10 protein-coding genes are annotated in these 17,069 nt (G+C 55.2%); 9 read left to right on the top strand and 1 reads right to left on the bottom strand.

Going from position 1 to position 17,069, the window contains the following annotated elements; all coding sequences use genetic code 11:
- Nucleotides 1-41 precede the first annotated feature (41 nt).
- Complete coding sequence (locus tag PM3016_RS18830; protein WP_238540563.1) at nucleotides 42-2,384, bottom strand: S-layer homology domain-containing protein; 2,343 nt, start codon at nucleotides 2,382-2,384, stop codon at nucleotides 42-44.
- Nucleotides 2,385-3,136: 752 nt separating this feature from the next.
- On the opposite strand from PM3016_RS18830, the gene PM3016_RS18825 reads away from it, so the two are divergent.
- The 9 genes from PM3016_RS18825 (at nucleotide 3,137) to PM3016_RS18785 (ending at nucleotide 16,997) form a co-directional block, all read left to right on the top strand.
- Nucleotides 3,137-4,486: an ABC transporter substrate-binding protein gene (locus tag PM3016_RS18825; protein WP_014370536.1), complete on the top strand. Its 1,350-nt coding sequence runs from the start codon at nucleotides 3,137-3,139 to the stop codon at nucleotides 4,484-4,486.
- Between the two features lie 22 nt (nucleotides 4,487-4,508).
- On the top strand, nucleotides 4,509-5,447 hold the full coding sequence (locus tag PM3016_RS18820; protein WP_013918071.1) for a carbohydrate ABC transporter permease: 939 nt from the start codon (nucleotides 4,509-4,511) through the stop codon (nucleotides 5,445-5,447).
- Nucleotides 5,447-6,289 carry a carbohydrate ABC transporter permease gene (locus PM3016_RS18815; RefSeq protein ID WP_013918070.1) on the top strand — a complete coding sequence of 281 codons (843 nt, stop codon included), beginning with the start codon at nucleotides 5,447-5,449 and terminating at the stop codon, nucleotides 6,287-6,289. The genes PM3016_RS18820 and PM3016_RS18815 overlap by 1 nt, the downstream gene beginning before the upstream one ends.
- 18 nt (nucleotides 6,290-6,307) lie before the next feature.
- The gene (locus PM3016_RS18810; RefSeq protein ID WP_013918069.1) at nucleotides 6,308-7,777 is read left to right on the top strand and encodes a DUF5605 domain-containing protein; all 1,470 of its coding nucleotides are present in this window, start codon (nucleotides 6,308-6,310) and stop codon (nucleotides 7,775-7,777) included.
- A gap of 11 nt (nucleotides 7,778-7,788) precedes the next feature.
- Nucleotides 7,789-10,518, top strand: a complete 2,730-nt coding sequence (locus PM3016_RS18805; protein ID WP_014370535.1) for a glycoside hydrolase family 78 protein — start codon at nucleotides 7,789-7,791, stop codon at nucleotides 10,516-10,518.
- Between the two features lie 58 nt (nucleotides 10,519-10,576).
- Nucleotides 10,577-12,079 carry an extracellular solute-binding protein gene (locus PM3016_RS18800; RefSeq protein WP_014370534.1) on the top strand — a complete coding sequence of 501 codons (1,503 nt, stop codon included), beginning with the start codon at nucleotides 10,577-10,579 and terminating at the stop codon, nucleotides 12,077-12,079.
- 263 nt (nucleotides 12,080-12,342) lie between these two features.
- A complete protein-coding gene (locus PM3016_RS18795) occupies nucleotides 12,343-14,169 on the top strand; it encodes a cache domain-containing sensor histidine kinase (protein WP_063720039.1) in 1,827 nt (608 codons plus the stop codon).
- Nucleotides 14,147-15,400, top strand: a complete 1,254-nt coding sequence (locus tag PM3016_RS18790; RefSeq protein WP_014370532.1) for a helix-turn-helix domain-containing protein — start codon at nucleotides 14,147-14,149, stop codon at nucleotides 15,398-15,400. The genes PM3016_RS18795 and PM3016_RS18790 overlap by 23 nt, the downstream gene beginning before the upstream one ends.
- 22 nt (nucleotides 15,401-15,422) lie before the next feature.
- A complete protein-coding gene (locus PM3016_RS18785; RefSeq protein ID WP_014370531.1) occupies nucleotides 15,423-16,997 on the top strand; it encodes a type 2 periplasmic-binding domain-containing protein in 1,575 nt (524 codons plus the stop codon).
- Nucleotides 16,998-17,069: the final 72 nt, after the last annotated feature.

The raw sequence follows: 17,069 nt of genomic DNA, 5'->3' as shown, positions 1-17,069 counted from the left end.
GCAGCCATCGCCCTTAGCGATAGCTGCTTTTCCAGTTCTTATCAATCATTCAAAGTTACATAGCACCAGGACTTCTGGTCGGACGGCGTGACCAGCTGGATGCCAAAGCTTTGCAGGTTTCGCTTCGAATAATCGAAGGTTCCATCGGCATGTTTGGCGTGAGGCTCATAGTGGAGCCGCATCTGATCGTCGATCCGGATTTTATCTTGGACGGCTTCGTCCTTCACGCTCCATTTGGCCTGATACTTGTTGTCCGTGTCGATAACGGCTTTCACTTTAAGCACGTCGTTGGCTTTCGTGAGGTCCAATATTTTGTTGTCGCTGGTATTCTGATACTTGTTGCCGAATTGGTCGGTGGTTTGAATAAAGTATTTGAAGAAATTGCTCTCGTCTTTCGTATCCAAGCCGTTAAAATCACAGAAGCGGAGGAACTCCCAGATCGTCGGCTTACCGGCCAGATAGTCCGAGCCTTTGATTACTTCAACCGTTCCGTCGAGCTTACGGATCTTGTATTGGGTACTCAGGCTGAAGCTAAGCACCGGATTTTTGACGGCTACCGCTCTCGCCACCGGTTCACCGGAGACGACTTCGATCTTTGTTTTCTGCAACGTTCTGCTGCCGCTCGGTGTGTAGAAAGTGACATCGAGATCGAACAGATCGGGCGAAGGATGAATTCCGTATGCTCTGTAGACGGGTATGCCATTTGAATTGACGCCGGGAGCTCCCATGAGCACGCCATCTGAAGCAGCGGCAATATGCTGCACGACGGTTGCCGGATTGCCGGAGTCATCCCGTACTACTTTCGACAGATCAATTCTGCGGTTTTTATTGTCTGTGGCGATGATGTTCACTTCTTTCCCGTAGAAAGGATAATTGGCGTTCACCGCGTCAATATCCGTTGGGCTATTGATAAGCTTGCGTTCGGACAAATATTGGCCGGCTGCGAAATGCGATGAAAGCATGTCGACCTTGTAATCCATGAGGGGGTCGAGGTCCTTCCAATTGTGTACTTCCAAATGGGCCGAGGCCGAAGCCAGCTCCTGGGCCGTATCCAGGTTGATGACGGCTGCCGATATGGTGTATTGGGAGCCTTCCGGGCCTACCGGCTTAAGAGTGGGCTTGATCATGAATTTGAAGTAATCTCCGTTCTTCTCGATCGGGAGCTGCCACGTTTGCGTAAGATGATTCGGGTCGGAGGCATCGGCGGGAGTCCGTTCGTCCCACGGCCTATCGAAAATCCCACCTGCACTTTGCAGACTCGGCAGACCGGACAGCCGCTCCAGCTTATATTGGATGGCGTAGCGGCTCGTATCCTGTGAGGACGGCGCTTTGAACACTTTGCCGTACTGATCCTTGACCGTAAAGGTTAAGCCTTGCGGCTGCTCATTCTCTGCCAACACAATCAAATCCTTAGAGCTGACCTCGATGCTTGCCGGAACTCGCATGGACCCTGCCTGTAACGTCCGGCTTGCTGCGGCGTTCCCGGCTTGAGCGTAGGGCAGCTTCACAGCGACGGTGACGTCTCCGGCGGACTGCACTTCCTTGATTACAAGCTTGCCGAGCCCGTTGTCGCTCTGTCCGATCACTGGGTTGTCGAGCATGATTCCGCCCGCAGCGGCAGCGGTAATAAACCCGCTGCTGTATAAAGTTTCGATCTGGCTAGGCGTAAACTCGTAATGATCCGGACCCGTCACGATCAGGGGGATGACCGGCTGCTGCCCCATAGTCGTGATTTTCCCGTCGGCGTCGTAGTACGTATCCCCAGCACTTAGATGTACTCCTTCGCCATCGATCTCAATCCCTGTAGGTGCCACGGGAATGCCGGCCGGCAATGCAGGGGCCTTAGTGACTCCGCCGCCACTTACCGCCGCCCCCGGTGAAGCGTGCTTCGCATGATAGCTGGACAGCGCAAGCATAAGACGGGTAGCCTCGGTCCTGCCTCCGAAGCTTCCATTCGGCAGACCGTCCATAAGCTTCTTATCCAGCGCATAGGCGACATAACCGTTGGCCCAATCATCCACGGTGGCGTCGGCGATAGGAGCCGCGCTATGGGCGTGGGCTTCCCACTTCAGCCCGCGGATTAAGAAGGCAGCCAGCTCTTGCCTGGTTACGGACCCCGCAGGGTTGTACATTGTACCTTCCGCATCGACGCCGTTCGTGAGGCGGGCGGTTCTAAGCGCTTCGATGTATGGCAGTGCGTAGCCGTTGGCCGGATCGTCCGTGCTCACATCGGCAAAGGAGGATTGCGAAAGCGTCTGGTCGACCGGAAGCGAGAAGATGATGGCCGCGACTTTGGCGAACTGGGCTCGATTCATTAGGGTATCTACACCAAACACGTCATCCTCGACTCCGTCAAACACGCCGTCGCGAAGCAGAGCGTCCAATTTGGTTTTTACATCCTGGGGCAGGCTTTGGACATCCTGGAAATGGGACGAGGATTTTGATTTTGAATTCATTGATTTCACTGGGGCCGCCCCGGTTTGAGCCGAAGCGGGGGAGACGACGGCAGTGCCTGTCAGTGTGAAGACCATAACGATCATTGAAACTAGTGAGGATAACCGCTTCATTACCGTGAACACCCTCCATCATCGAGATTAAAATTGGTTTGTGAGCGGACCTAAGGAAAGACTGGACCCTCTGCCTCCTTTCCTGAACGATTCAGCATGGAAACGCTAAAAGTATACATAGATTTACGCCAAGTTTGTAAGCGGTATCAATCGTGTTCATAGGGGAATTGTACTTAATCATAACTAAACATCGTACTCGTCAATCCGGCGTAGCCATCACCGCTACAAGGTAGGATGAATGAAGTCATAGACGAATCATGGTTTCCGGACGGAAGCCGGATTCTATTTCAATTGCCGTAGGAGAAGCTGCATACATACCTCCCTGCAGGGGAAGTTAATCAAATTTTGAGAGAATAGGATATTAGATTGAGAAGAGGGGATAGTCATGGATCTGCCCCTTTTTTCTGTCGCATAAAGCTAAAAAATGACCGGGTAGAAACTTAATAACGTCCCTTTGAGCGAAAGAAATGCCTTAGGTATAGTGAATGTAAGCGGATTCCTCCTTCAAATTGCGGGGTTAGGGCTGAATCCCGGCATCCACTATGATCCCAAGAGAGAGGTGGTTAGAAATGAGAATCGGAAGAAAACCTGCTTCACTGCTGCTCATCAGTACGTTCATGCTTCTGGCAGCGTGTGGGGGCGATCCAAGCACAGGCAGCGGATCGCAGCCTGCCGCAGTGTCCGAGCCCTCTTCGACAAAGGGGGGGAAGAGCGAAGGGAAGGACACCGTTGCGCTTCGCATCATGTGGTGGGGTTCGCAGGCCCGGCATGACGCGACCAATAAGGTCATCGATCTGTTCGAGCAGAAGAATCCCCATATCCAAGTCAGCGCGGAATACCTGGGTGCGGATGGATATTGGGACAAGCTGAATACCCTGGTCGCCGGCGGCAACGCGCCCGACATCATTCAATTGGGGAACAACTACCCGGACTATGTCTCCCGCGGGACGCTGCTGGAGCTCGACCCGTACATCGGCAAACCAATCGATCTCGGGACGTTCGACGAGCAGATCGCCTCCACAGGCAAGCTGGACGGCAAGCAGTATGGAGTCAATATGGGCTCCAATGCGCTGAGTATCGTATACAACACGGAGCTGATCAAGAAAGCCGGCATGGAACCGCCGAAGGAAGGCTGGACCTGGGAAGAGATGGAGGCCTACAGCAAACAGCTCGTCGGAAAGCTGGGCAAAGGGTATTATGCCTTCGCCGATCAATCCGGCTTCACACACTACTTGGGGCATTACGTAAGACAGAACGGCAAAGCGCTGTATAACGGCAGCGAGATCGCATTCGACGAAGCGCTGGGAACGAAATGGTTTGAGATGTGGAACCGCTTCCGTCAGGAAGGCATCATTCCAACCGCCGCGCAGTCCGCCGCTTACTTGGAGTCCACACCGGACAATTCCCTGCTGGTCGAGGGCAAACTCGCGATGCTTGTCATCTGGTCCAACCAGTTCGTCGCCTTCCAGAAGGCGATGAAGGATGAGCTGCAGATGATCCCGCTGCCGGCCGGCGGTTCCGAGAACGGCATGTGGATCCAGCCAAGCCAGTTCATGACGATCAATAAGAACAGCAAGCATCCGCAAGAAGCCGCCCAGCTCCTTAACTTCTTCGTCAATGACCCGGAAGCCACCTTAATTCTGGGCAGTGACCGGGGAATTCCTGGTTCCACCGTCGTGCGCGATGCCTTAAAGGCCAATGCCGATCCGATCACACTGAAGACGTACAATTATCTGGACGTTGCGGTCAAACACTCTCGCGAGATGGACCGGGAAATGCCGAACATCCAGGAGTGGGACACGGCGCTGCGCAACAGCGCGCAGAAGCTTGCCTTCGGCAAGGCTTCCGCTGCGGATGCGGCAGCAGAGACGGTGAAAGCGGCTGTCGCCGCCGTCAGCAAATCCAAATCGAAATCTTAATCGAGACGGGGAGGTTCCGTATGTGGAGCAGACGGTTACACCACATCGCGCTCACAGCTATGTAGGAAGGCTATGGAAGAAAAATGCGGTTCCCTTCCTCTTCCTGCTGCCTTGGTTTCTCGGCACCTTTGTTCTGACCTTGGGTCCGATGATCAGCTCACTCTACTTGTCGTTCACGCAGTATGATCTGTTGACGCCCGCGAAGTGGGTGGGCACCGCGAATTACGAGAACATGCTGCTGGAGGATACCCGCTACTTGCAGTCCCTGAAAGTAACGCTGACGTATGTTTTCGTTTCGGTTCCTCTGAAGCTCGGTTTCGCGCTCGCCGTCGCCATGCTTCTCAATAAAGGGCTGCGGGCGCTTCACTTCTACCGGACGCTGTATTATATTCCTACCCTGCTCGGGGGAAGCGTGGCTATCGCCGTATTGTGGAGGCAGATGTTCGGAGCGGACGGGTTGTTCAACCTCTTCCTTCACGGTGCGTTCGGCATCGAGGCGCCGGATTGGGTATCCGATCCGACGTACTCGCTGTACTCTATCGTTGCTCTAACGGTGTGGCAGTTCGGATCGTCGATGGTCATTTTCCTGGCGGGACTGAAGCAGATTCCGCAGGATCTGTACGAGGCGGCCGAGGTGGACGGCGCCGGGAAGATCCAGAAATTCTTCAGCATCACGGTCCCGATGCTGTCGCCGGTCGTCTTCTTCAACCTCGTCATTCAGCTGATCGGGTCGTTCCAGGCGTTCACGCAGGCGTTCGTCGTCAGCCGCGGCACCGGCGGACCGATCGATTCGACCCTGTTCTACACGCTGTACTTGTATCAAAAAGGATTCTCGCACTTCGAGATGGGCTACGCCTCGGCGATGGCCTGGATCCTGCTGCTGCTTATCGGATTTTGCACCGCGATCCTGTTTGGAACATCGAGGTACTGGGTTCATTACGCAGATGGGGGGAAATCGTGATGCAAGCTTACCCCAGACCTACGGCCTGGCTCGTCCATGCGCTTGTCATGGCGCTCGGCATCCTGATGCTGTACCCGATTCTCTGGCTCATCTCGAGCTCATTCAAGCCGGACCATCTGATCTTCTCCGATCTGCGGCTGTGGCCGGCGGAAATAACGCTCGACAACTATGTCAAAGGGTGGAACGGGATTTCCGGGACGTCCTTCGGCAGCTTCCTGGCCAACTCGATGCTCCTGTGCCTGCTGGCCGTTCTCGGCAACCTTGTATCCTGCTCCATGGCGGCTTATGCGTTCGGACGCCTTGACTTCTCCTTGAAGAACATCTGGTTTGGGCTCATGATGGTCACGATCATGCTGCCGCACCATGTCACGATCATCCCGCAGTACGTGCTGTTTCACAAGCTCGGCTGGGTGGATACGTTCAGTCCGCTGACGGTGCCGAAGCTGCTGGCCACCGACGCATTCTTTATCTTTCTCATGGTGCAGTTCATCCGGGGGCTGCCCCGCGATCTGGACGAATCGGGCCGAATCGACGGCTGTGGTCCTATTCAGATCTACTGGCGGATCGTGATGCCGCTTGCGCTGCCCGCATTGATCACGACGGCGATATTCACCTTTATCTGGACGTGGGACGATTTCTTCAGCCAGCTGCTCTATCTGAATACGCCGGCCAAGTATACGGTGCCGCTCGGACTGCGCCTGTTCCTGGACTCCTCCAGCCAGTCCAATTGGGGGGCGATGATGGCGATGTCGGTCGTGTCCCTCATCCCAAGTTTGGTTATTTTCTTTTCCTTACAGCGATATTTTGTGGAAGGCATTTCAACCTCCGGTATTAAAGGGTAGAAAGGTGGAACATACGAAATGAACATGGTAAACGAACAAGTGGAACAATGGGGCGTGTTTGAACTCAGCTTGGAGGGTCCCGATCAAGGGAATCCTTACCGGGATTGTCCGCTCCAGGCCGCTTTCCGCTTCGGCGGCCGCGAAGTAAAGACGGCAGGATTCTACGACGGCGGCGGCACGTATCGCATTCGCTTCATGCCGGATCGGCAGGGAGAATGGCGGTTCGAGACCTCCAGCCCGGTTCCGGAGCTGGACGGGATATCCGGCAGCTTCGTATGCACGCCTCCGTCGGCAGGCAATCATGGTCCGGTCAGGGTGATGGACGAATACCGGTTCGCCCATGAGGATGGCACGGTCTTCCACCCGTTCGGTACGACCTGCTATGCCTGGATTCATCTGAATCAGGGCATGCAGGAGAAGACGCTGCAGACCTTGGCGGACAACGGCTTCAATAAGCTGCGGATGTGCGTATTCCCGAAGCATTATGCCTTTAACTCGGAAGAACCCGATTCGTTCCCGTTCGCCCGCCGGGAAGACGACGGATTCGACCATACGAGGTTCGATCCCGCGTTCTTCGCCAAGCTGGAGCGCCGGATCCTGGATCTGCAGAAGCTGGGTATCGAAGCGGACCTGATTCTCTTCCATCCGTACGACAAAGGACATTGGGGCTTTGACCGGATGGACGCAGAGGTGGATGATTCTTATTTGTCCTATGTGCTGGCGAGGCTTTCCGCCTTCCGGAATGTATGGTGGTCTCTTGCCAACGAATACGACTTTATGGAGGAGAAGAAGCCGGCCGATTGGGACCGCCTGTTCCGAATCGTGCAGGAAGAAGATCCGTATGGGCACCCGAGATCGATACATAATGGAACGCGGATGTATGACCACGGGAGCGTCCGATTCTATGATCACGCGAAGCCTTGGGTGACGCATCTGAGCGTACAGCATTGGGATGTGACGCTGCCCCCGATCTGGCGCAGAGAGTACCACAAGCCGATCGTCATCGACGAATGCTGCTACGAAGGCAATCTCCCGCAGCGATGGGGCAATATCACGGCGGAAGAGATGACCCGGCGGTTCTGGGAATCGATCGTTCGCGGAGCCTACTGCACGCACGGGGAGACGTATACCCATCCGGACAACGAGATATGGTGGGCGAAGGGCGGCCGGCTGTACGGGCAAAGTCCCGAGCGTATCGCCTTCCTGAAGTCCATCCTCGAAGAAGCGCCTGCCGGGTACAAACCGATTCCGGGCATCTACGATGTGCCGACGATCGGTGTGGAAGATGAGTACTACCTTCAGTATTTTGGCGTTCACCGGCCCAGCTACAGGGAAATTCCTTTGCCGGAGGACGCGGAGTTCACTGCCGAAATCATCGATACGTGGGAGATGACCATAACCAAGCTGGACCATACGCTTCGCGGCCGCAGCAGGCTGCAGCTTCCGGATCAGCTGTACACGGCGGTCCGGATTCAACGCGTGAGATAGGGGGGACGAGCATGAGCCCGGGTTACTCGGTCGCAGGCTGTCGTACGGAATATCTGGTTGATCCGCTGGGGCTGGATACGCCCCATCCGCGGTTGTCCTGGAGATTGGAAGCCGAAGAACGCGGCTTCGAGCAGAGCGCATACCATGTGCTTGTCGCCTCGAGCGAGGAGAAGCTCGCCCGTGACATAGGGGATCTGTGGGACAGCGGTATGGTGCCGTCCACCGCGATGGCGCATATTGAATATGCCGGCCTGCCGCTTCAATCGGAATGTGCGTATTATTGGAAAACGCGCGTGCGGGATCGGGAAGGGAACATCTCGGCGTGGAGCACGACCGCTCAATGGACCATGGGACTGTTGAAGCGCGGGGAATGGAGAAGCAGGTGGATCGGACGAAGACCGGAGCCGTCCATGGAGGGCAGCCTGCAGCCTTGTCCCTTTTTCCGCAAAGTGTTCACCACGCGAGGCCCCATCAAGCGCGCGCTGGTGCATGCGACGGCACTGGGCGTATATGAATTGTATGTCAATGGCGTTCGCATCGGCGGCTATTTTGCTCCGGGATGGACGGATTACGAGAAGCGGGTTCAGGTGCAGACGTACGATATTACGGATTCGGTGCGCGAAGGCGACAATGTCTTTGGCGCCGTTCTTGGGGACGGATGGTACGCCGGTACGGTCGGCTTCCTCGGCCGGCATGTATACGGGAAGCGGCCGCTCTTCCTTCTGCAAGCGTCGATCGAATACGAGGACGGACGAAGGGAGAGGGTGACGACCGACGGCAGCTGGCGGACGTCGGACGGTCCGATCCGGTATTCGGATATGATCAAGGGGGAGTGCTATGACGCGCGGCTGGAACTCACCGGGTGGAACGAGGCTGGATACGACGACTCCGGCTGGGCTGCACCTGAGGTTCGTTCCGGCTATAACGGCATGCTGACCGCCGCGCTGGAGCCGCCGATTCGCATCCTGGAGGAGCGGAAGCCGGTATCGATCCGGCGCACCGAAGCGGGAACGTTCATCTTTGATATGGGGCAGAACATGGTCGGTTGGACGGAGATCGCCGTGACGGGGAAGCCGGGCGGCCGGATCGTCGTCAGCCATGCCGAGATGCTGAATCCGGATGGCACGCTGTATCTGGACAATCTGCGCCAAGCCGTGCAGCAGGACTGCTACATCTGCAGAGGAACGGGGGAAGTAGAGCGCTATGAGCCTCACTTCACCTTCCACGGCTTCCGCTACGTGGAGCTGATCGGCTTCGAAGGGGAAGCGGATCTGGACACGATCACAGGCAAGGTCGTTCATTCGGATACGCCGGTGACCGGAACGCTCGAGACGTCAGACGACATGATTAACCGCTTATACCGCAATATTGTGTGGGGGCAGCGGGGCAACTTCCTGTCCGTCCCGACCGATTGCCCGCAGCGCGATGAACGCTTGGGCTGGACGGGAGACGCGCAGATTTTCGCGCGTACCGCGTCGTACAATATGGACGTCTCCCGCTTCTTCACCAAATACATGCTGGATATCGCGGATTGTCAGCAGGCGTCGGGCGCTTTCACCGACGTAGCTCCGGATGCCGGATGGATTCGGCATAAGATGTGGAATGATCGGCTGAATTGGTTCGCCCCGGATAACTCGGGATGGGGTGACGCAGGCGTCATCATCCCTTGGACGCTGTATACAATGTACGGCGATACGCGGATTCTATCGACCCATTACGAAGCCATGCAGCGATGGATGGCCTATCTGGAAGGGACGACCGACGGTCTGGTGAGGCCGGGGTATGCGAATTACGCCGATTGGCTGTCCATTGGCGAGAACACGCCGAACGAAGTGCTGGCGACGGCCTACTTCGCTTACGATGCGCTGCTGATGTCGCGGATCGCAGCCATCTTGGGGCATGACGAGGACTCCGGAAGCTACGGCGCGCTGCATGAGAAGATCGCAGCCGCCTTCCGCGGCGCCTTCGTCGCGCAGGACGGTACGATCTATGGCGATACGCAGACGGTATACGTGCTTGCGCTTTCCTTCGGATTGTTGACAGAGACGCTGCGGGACAGCGCCATCTCTCGACTCGTTGGGAAGATCCGAGCCAACGGCGATCGGCTGACGACGGGCTTCCTGGGCGTAGGGTATCTGCTGCCCGCGCTTACGGATCACGGGAGAGCTGATATCGCTTACAGCCTGCTGAAGCAAGAACAGTTCCCGTCCTGGATGTATTCGATCAGGCACGGCGCCACGACCATCTGGGAGCGATGGGACGGCTGGACGGAGGAGAAGGGGTTTCAGACGCCAGGCATGAATTCGTTCAACCATTATTCGCTCGGGTCGGTGGGGGAATGGATGTACCGGTATATGGCGGGTATCGAGGCCGATCCCGATGCCCCCGGCTTCGCCCGGACGATCATCCGGCCTCATCCGGGAGGCGGGCTCCAGTACGTGCGCGCCGCTTACGAATCGCTCTATGGCGAGATTCGCGTAAGCTGGCACCGGGAGGGCGAACGATTCAGGCTGGAGGTTACCATTCCACCGGGAACGAAGGCGAAGGTGGTTGTTCCGGGAAGGCTTGTTGAGATCGATGGTGTGCGGCTTGGTGCAGCAGAAGCGAAGGTAAAAGGCTGTGAGAAGCTGAGCGAAGGCGATGCCGGGGAGTTGTATGGAATTGGCTCGGGTACCTACCTCTTCGTCTCCGTTCTGCCGGCCGAGGCGGCCTTCATGACGAGACAGGGGGAGAGCGAATGAGGAGGCCGGCTTCAAGCGGAATATCGAAGGCCGCCACACAGGAAGGGGAGTTGAGTTCATGGTGAGATTCAACGAACGGGGCATCACGGCGCTGGTCGTGATGACAGCCGTTCTCACGGCTTGCAGCGCGTCGTCGAATTCGGAAGGTGACGCGGCCAGTGAGGAAGGCCAACCGGTAACGGTTTCCTTTATGGTGCCTCTTCATCAGGCCGAAACACCGCATCCCCGAATCGAAGAGATCTTAGAAGAAAAGCTGCAGGCCTCGCTTGAGATTCAATGGATTCCGAGCACGACCTTCGAAGAACGGCTCCATGCGGCATTCGCTACCGGCGATCTGCCGGATGTGGCTATCTATTCGTTAACCGGGGCCAACCGCGACGCGATTAAGGACGGTCAATACTGGGAAATCGGTCCTTACCTGGAACAGTATAAGAATCTGAGCAAGTTAAAAGATGAGATCTTGAACAATATGAAGGTCGACGGTAAGCTCTATTCGCTGTATCAAGGCAGGCCCTTGTCCCGCCAAGGGCTTATTTTCCGCAAAGACTGGGCTGACCGTCTGGGATTGCCTGCACCGACCAATACCGATGAATTGTATACCATGCTGAAGCAATTTACGGAGAATGACCCCGATCAGAACGGACAGAAGGATACGATGGGACTGGCCGACCGCGGAGATCTTGCTTTCGGTGCGTTCAAAACAATCGCCTCCTGGTTCGGCACGCCGAATGAATGGGGGCTCCAGGATGGCAAGCTGATGCCTGCATTCACCTTCCCGGAATATATGAGCGCCATGAACTATATGAAGGACCTGCGGGACAACGGATATATCAACCTGGACTTCCCGGTTACAAGTAAGGTCGATCAGCAGAATCTCGTGAAAAGCGGAAAAGCCGGCGCCTATATCGGATGCATGTGCGATGTGCTGCCGCTGAATACCGACACCGTGAAGTCGAATGCGAAAGCCCAGTTCGACGTACAGAACCAAATCAAAGGTCCTGGCGGTGAATTCACCGTCTGGTCCACCGCAGGCTACAATCATCCTCTGCTCTTCCCGAAGTCGGCCATTAAGACGGAAGAAGAACTGAAGCGCATCCTGAACGTATTGGATCAGATGATGTCGCCTGAAATCTCCAACCTGCTCATCTGGGGAATCGAAGGGGAGCATTATACAACGAAAGATGGCGTCGCCGTGCCGATTGCAGATCAGGCGAAGATCGACAAGGAAGTCAGTCCCTATAAAACATTGGAGTTAGGAGAAGTGGATACGAACGGACGCCTGGGAGGGCAATCGAACTATCCGGTCAATAATAAAGCGGACCAGCTGTACCTGGATAACGAAAAGCATGTGGTTGCCGACCCGACGGTTAATCTTGACTCTGCGACCTATTCCCAAGAGAAGGATCGGCTTGGTCAGATCATCAAGGATGCCACCTACAAATATATCCTTGGGAATCTCGATGAAGCTGCCTTCCAGAAGGAAGTGGAACGATGGAAGAGCGAAGGCGGCGCCAAAGTTATCGAAGAGTTCAACGCATCCTACCAGCAATCCAAAGGCTAAGGCCTCTTCACGAATCAGGCAGCCAGAATTTGTACGCAGCGATCCGAAGGGGAGAGTAGTGAAATCTGCAGATCTTGTGATAGTATAGAGTCATATCGATAACAGATGCGGTAATTCATGCGTCCCTCACGGCCGCCCGGATTGCCGCACTTGTTTTATGACAGCCCTTCCAGTCAAGGATCACATCGGTTGAAAGAGGTGCAGCATATCAGGATATGGCGTACAACAGTTGGATGCGAAAACTACTTTCAACGATCGGAAATATGAAGCTTCAGAATAAACTGATGGGAGGGTACCTGCTTGGCTGCGCGATTCCCGTTTTTATTGTAAGCGTAATTATTTATAATGAATCCGTTGCCGGGTTGGAGGATTCTTCGCAGGAATTCGCCGCCTTGTATACTTCTCAAATCGAGCATTCGCTCGATCTGCTTATGCAGGAATACGATAAGATTACAAAGACCGTACTTGTCGACAACGACCTCATATCCGGGCTGAGAGATACTAAGCAGATGACCATGGCTGAGCTCATCCATCAGAGGGAGATGGTCCGTCGCATGCTAATGCGGGTTGCCTTACTCAAGCCGGAGATTGGTACGGTGATGCTCATAGGTCCTGACGACACCTTGTATCATTATACCAATACAACAAGCATAGTGAATGAAGAAGCACTGCTGTCACAGGATTGGTATAAACGGCTGGGTGACTCGGAGGATGCGTTTTTTGTCACGGGGCTGCACGACAGAGCTTACTACGAGGATCATGGGGAAGGCGCCATCACCACGGTGGGCCGAAAGTTATTCACGTACGATGGCGCGTTCGCAGGATGGCTGATCATCGATCTGGACCCGTTCACCCTGCTGACTCCGAACCGAGAATTCGTGCTTGCCCGGGACAAATACGATATCAGCGTGGTCATCAGCAATGGCTCCGGGGAGCCCGTCTATCATTCCGATGCGGCTACCGGCCGGTTCACCTGGAAGGATGTACTGAATGCGGGAGACCGTTATACGCGGGAGGACAGCGGCAAGGAAAGCATTGTCATATCCGGTAAGGTGAACCTGGGGAAGCTGAAGATTACGACGATGATTCCCCGGGAGAAGCTGATGCTGCGGATTCGGAAAATTCAAACGGTCACCGCATTCGTCATTCTGACCGGCTTTGCCATTATGGCCATCGTGTCCATTGGTCTGAACTACGCGATTACGAATCCGATCAAACGGCTGCGCCGGAGCATGAAGCAGGCGGAGGCCGGGCAGTATGTGCCCATTGACAGCGCCCATTACCGCGATGAGATCGGCAGCCTCGTCCACAGCTACAACAAGATGATCGTTACGATACGAACCTTAATCGAGAACGTGTACTTGGCGGAGATCAAGCAGCGTCAGGCGAAGTTCCTTGCGCTGCAAAACCAGATCAACCCTCATATGCTGTACAATACGTTAGAATCCATTCGAATGAAGGCGCTGGTGAAGGATGAGGATGAGATTGCATATATGATCAAAATCCTCGCCCGCATGTTCCGCCTGACATTAGGCAAGGAAGGCAAGCTCCATTCGATACAGCATGAGCTGGAGTACACCAAAAACTACCTGGACCTGCAAAATATCCGGTTCGACCATCGCTTCCGCCTCCATATCCGACTGCCGCAGGACATGCTCGCGTGCAGCATCATTCCCCTTGTTTTCCAACCGATTGTGGAGAACAGCATAATTCACGGCTTCCGGGATTACAGCCACTTCATGAACATTGTGATTGAAGGCTCATGGACGGAGAAGGGGGGAATGGTCATCCGGATCATCGATGACGGGATGGGGATGCCGCAGGACAAGCAGGAAGAACTGTCTGCTCTGCTGGAAGGGGCAGCGTCGGGTCTGCACAAGCTGGAGCAGACGGATGAACGCAGCGGCGAAGGTCTTGGGCTTAAGAACATCGCCGAACGCATCAAGCTGCATTACGGCGATCCGTATGATTTGAAGTTCCGCTCGGAAAGAGGAATAGGGACAATGGTTGAGATTCATATCCCAAGCCACCATACGGTGTCAGGATATGGAAGGGACGGTGCCTCGTATGAGAGTCGTACTGGTGGATGACGAGAAAGGCATTGTGGACGGTCTGCAGAAATTGATGGGCCGCTATATCCCGGAATGCGAAATTGCAGGCGTGGCTTACAACGGGGTGGAAGGCGCACAGCTGATCCAAGCCTGTAAGCCGGATATTGTCATCACGGACATCCGGATGCCGCATGCAGATGGATTGGACATGATAGCTATGCTGCAGGAGGCCGGCTGTAAGGCGAAATACATCCTGCTGAGCGGATACGCGGACTTCGAGTACGCGCGCAAAGGGATGCGGCTCGGCGTTCAATATTATATCAATAAACCCGTTGAGGAAGAGGAGCTGCGGGACTGCGTCTGTGATGCGATGGAGCAAATTCGGGTGGAACGGGGCGGCATGCAGCAGATCGACAACCTGAAGAGCGTGCTCCTCCAGCATACGCTGCGCGACCTTATCGATGCAGGCCGTGACAATCCGGTCTATGCCCGCGAACTGCTGAGATCAGCCGAAATTCCAATGACTCATACTTCTTTCGTTTGTGCTTTACTTGAGCTCGACAGCCCCTTGAATCCAGGCGCGGATATGGGTTTCGAATCCGTGTTCAGCCTGGTGGAACGGGAATGCAGCCCATTCGGAGGCGTCTACCCGTTCCGGTATACCGCGAATCAAGCAGCCATACTCGTTACAGATGAAGGAAGCATAGAGTACGGGGAACTGATCGATGCTCTGCACGGTCTCAAGGAGGCAGTATGGCTGGAGCTGCAGCTGTCCATGGCGGCCGGTGTCGGAACGGTGAAGGAACAGGCCGTCGACATTCGATTGTCGTTCGAAGAAGCCCGGGATGCGCTGACCTTTAAGATGGGGAAGGGGGCGGGAGCTGTCATTCCCTATTCCGAGCAGGTTCGAAACGAACATCATGCATCGAGGAAGAAAGATACGATTGCAGAGATCAAGGCCTACGTAGAGGAGCATTTCCACGAACCCATCTCCCTGGCGGATCTGTCAGCCCGCTTTTTTATCAATCCCTATTACTTAAGCCAGCTGTTCAAGCAGAAGACGGGGGAGACCTATTTGAACTACCTGGTTCAGATCCGGATGAACAAGGCGAAGGAACTGCTTGCAATGACTGATCAGAAAGTATATGAGATTTGCCAGGCCGTCGGCTACTCGGATTCGCAGTATTTTTCCCGGTTGTTCGAGAAACTGACGGGCTGCAAGCCGAGCGAATACCGACGCCGAAGCAATGACCGGATGGCAGAACGCTAAACTTCGCAGGGGGAATGCAGGCATGGTGATCCACAAACTTAGGAGGCTCGCGGTCAGCTGCTCCCTTGCCCTGATCGTCCTGGCGGGCTGCAGCGGCAGTACGGACGCTCCGTCTGACCTGAATGCCGAACCTGCAGCGGAGGGGGTCATCGATCTGGAAGTATGGGGCTCGAACGACGGGTACAGGCCGATCGAGAAGGGCAGCAAGCTGTATGAACTGTATAAGAAGACGCTGGGCGTCGGCATCATTAGTCCGTATGTGGAATGGAATGGAGGCACGACCTACCAGAACCGGTTGAACTTGAAGATCGCTGCCGGTGAAATGCCCGACCTGTTTCTGCCTTGGCAGGGGATCGAATCCAACCTGGCCAAGAACGGAGCGATAGCGGATCTGACCGAGCTGCTGCCGGCCTATGCACCGAATGTTTGGCGCGGCATCCCGAAGGACGTTTGGGATGTCGTGAAAGCTAACGACCCCACCGGACAGGGGCGAATCTATTATATCCCGATCGTCATGGACTATGGCAGATACGCCGCCATGATCCGCAAGGACTGGCTGGAAGCGCTGGGTTTATCCATGCCGACAACACAAGAAGCGTATGTCCAGGTGTTAGAGGCCTTCCGGGATCAGGATCCCAACGGCAATGGACAGCAGGATGAAATTCCTACAGGCGGCCGGCAGGAAGCGCGATGGATGGATCATCTGTTTGCCATGTACGGTGTTGCCATGATCGAAGGCTACCCGGATTGGGATCTGTATGATGGCAAGCTGACCTATTCCGCGGTAACCCCGAACATGAAAGCGGCCTTGGCGTTCCTGTCGAAGCTGCATAAGGAGGGATTGCTGGATAAGGAATCGCTTCTGAATGACAAGCTCCAATGGGACGGGAAAGTACAGGGAGACAGGGCGGGAAGCTATTACCACTGGCTCGAACAAACCCACTTATATCTGGATAATATGTACAAGAACACGGGGGTGAAGGGGAATTTCTCCGTTATGCCTGTGCTTGAAGTATCCGGCTATCAGGGCTTCTACAGCAAGAAAAAGGTGGGGAACCCGCAGTGGGTCGTCAAGAACAACAAGGATCGGACGAGATTGATGGCCACCTTAAAGCTGCTGAACAACCTGTACGATAAACGCAATTGGAACGCATTGTATTTGGGCGTAGAAGGCATGCATTATACCCTGAAGGACGGCAAAGCGATCCGGCTCCCTGATGATAAGAGGACGCAGGAGAACCTGCTCCTGCACCCATGGCAGGAGCTTGCTGCCTTGGATTTTACCACTCGACTTCTAAAAGGTGCGGCATCGGATGACAGCCTGTGGAGCGTAGACCAGACGATCCGGAATATGGAGGGAGCCCAAGCATACAGCAAGAATATTGCCGGAGACGGCCTGCCTGCCAGCATCTATGCGGGGTTCCCGGACATCAACAACCGCACGCTGTATGTGGAGTATGCGACCAAGATGATCCTCGGGCAGTACCCGATCAGCAAATTCGACGAGTTCGTCGAGAAGTGGTATGCATCCGGCGGCGACGAGGTTACCAAGCGCGCCAGAGCATGGTACGAAAAGGTGAATGAACCGGTCAAATAGCAAGGAAGCAGGGGAGAGAAGACCCGCTTAGGCGGCTTTGCTTCAGTATCCGACAAGCAGCGTCCATACGAA

This window comes from Paenibacillus mucilaginosus 3016 (assembly GCF_000250655.1).
GTDB classification, from domain to species: Bacteria; Bacillota; Bacilli; order Paenibacillales; family NBRC-103111; genus Paenibacillus_G; species Paenibacillus_G mucilaginosus.
The sequence above is the reverse complement of the archived record's forward strand: the minus strand, read 5'-3'. Positions and strand labels throughout refer to the sequence as shown.

Excerpts from the sequence above, each read along its gene's own strand:
- PM3016_RS18810 (WP_013918069.1), top strand. The coding sequence starts at position 6,308 with ATGAACATGGTAAACGAACAAGTGGAACAATGGGGCGTGTTTGAACTC.
- PM3016_RS18815 (WP_013918070.1), top strand. The coding sequence starts at position 5,447 with ATGCAAGCTTACCCCAGACCTACGGCCTGGCTCGTCCATGCGCTTGTC.
- PM3016_RS18785 (WP_014370531.1), top strand. The coding sequence starts at position 15,423 with ATGGTGATCCACAAACTTAGGAGGCTCGCGGTCAGCTGCTCCCTTGCC.
- PM3016_RS18800 (WP_014370534.1), top strand. The coding sequence starts at position 10,577 with ATGGTGAGATTCAACGAACGGGGCATCACGGCGCTGGTCGTGATGACA.
- PM3016_RS18790 (WP_014370532.1), top strand. The coding sequence starts at position 14,147 with ATGAGAGTCGTACTGGTGGATGACGAGAAAGGCATTGTGGACGGTCTG.
- PM3016_RS18825 (WP_014370536.1), top strand. The coding sequence starts at position 3,137 with ATGAGAATCGGAAGAAAACCTGCTTCACTGCTGCTCATCAGTACGTTC.
- PM3016_RS18805 (WP_014370535.1), top strand. The coding sequence starts at position 7,789 with ATGAGCCCGGGTTACTCGGTCGCAGGCTGTCGTACGGAATATCTGGTT.
- PM3016_RS18795 (WP_063720039.1), top strand. The coding sequence starts at position 12,343 with ATGAAGCTTCAGAATAAACTGATGGGAGGGTACCTGCTTGGCTGCGCG.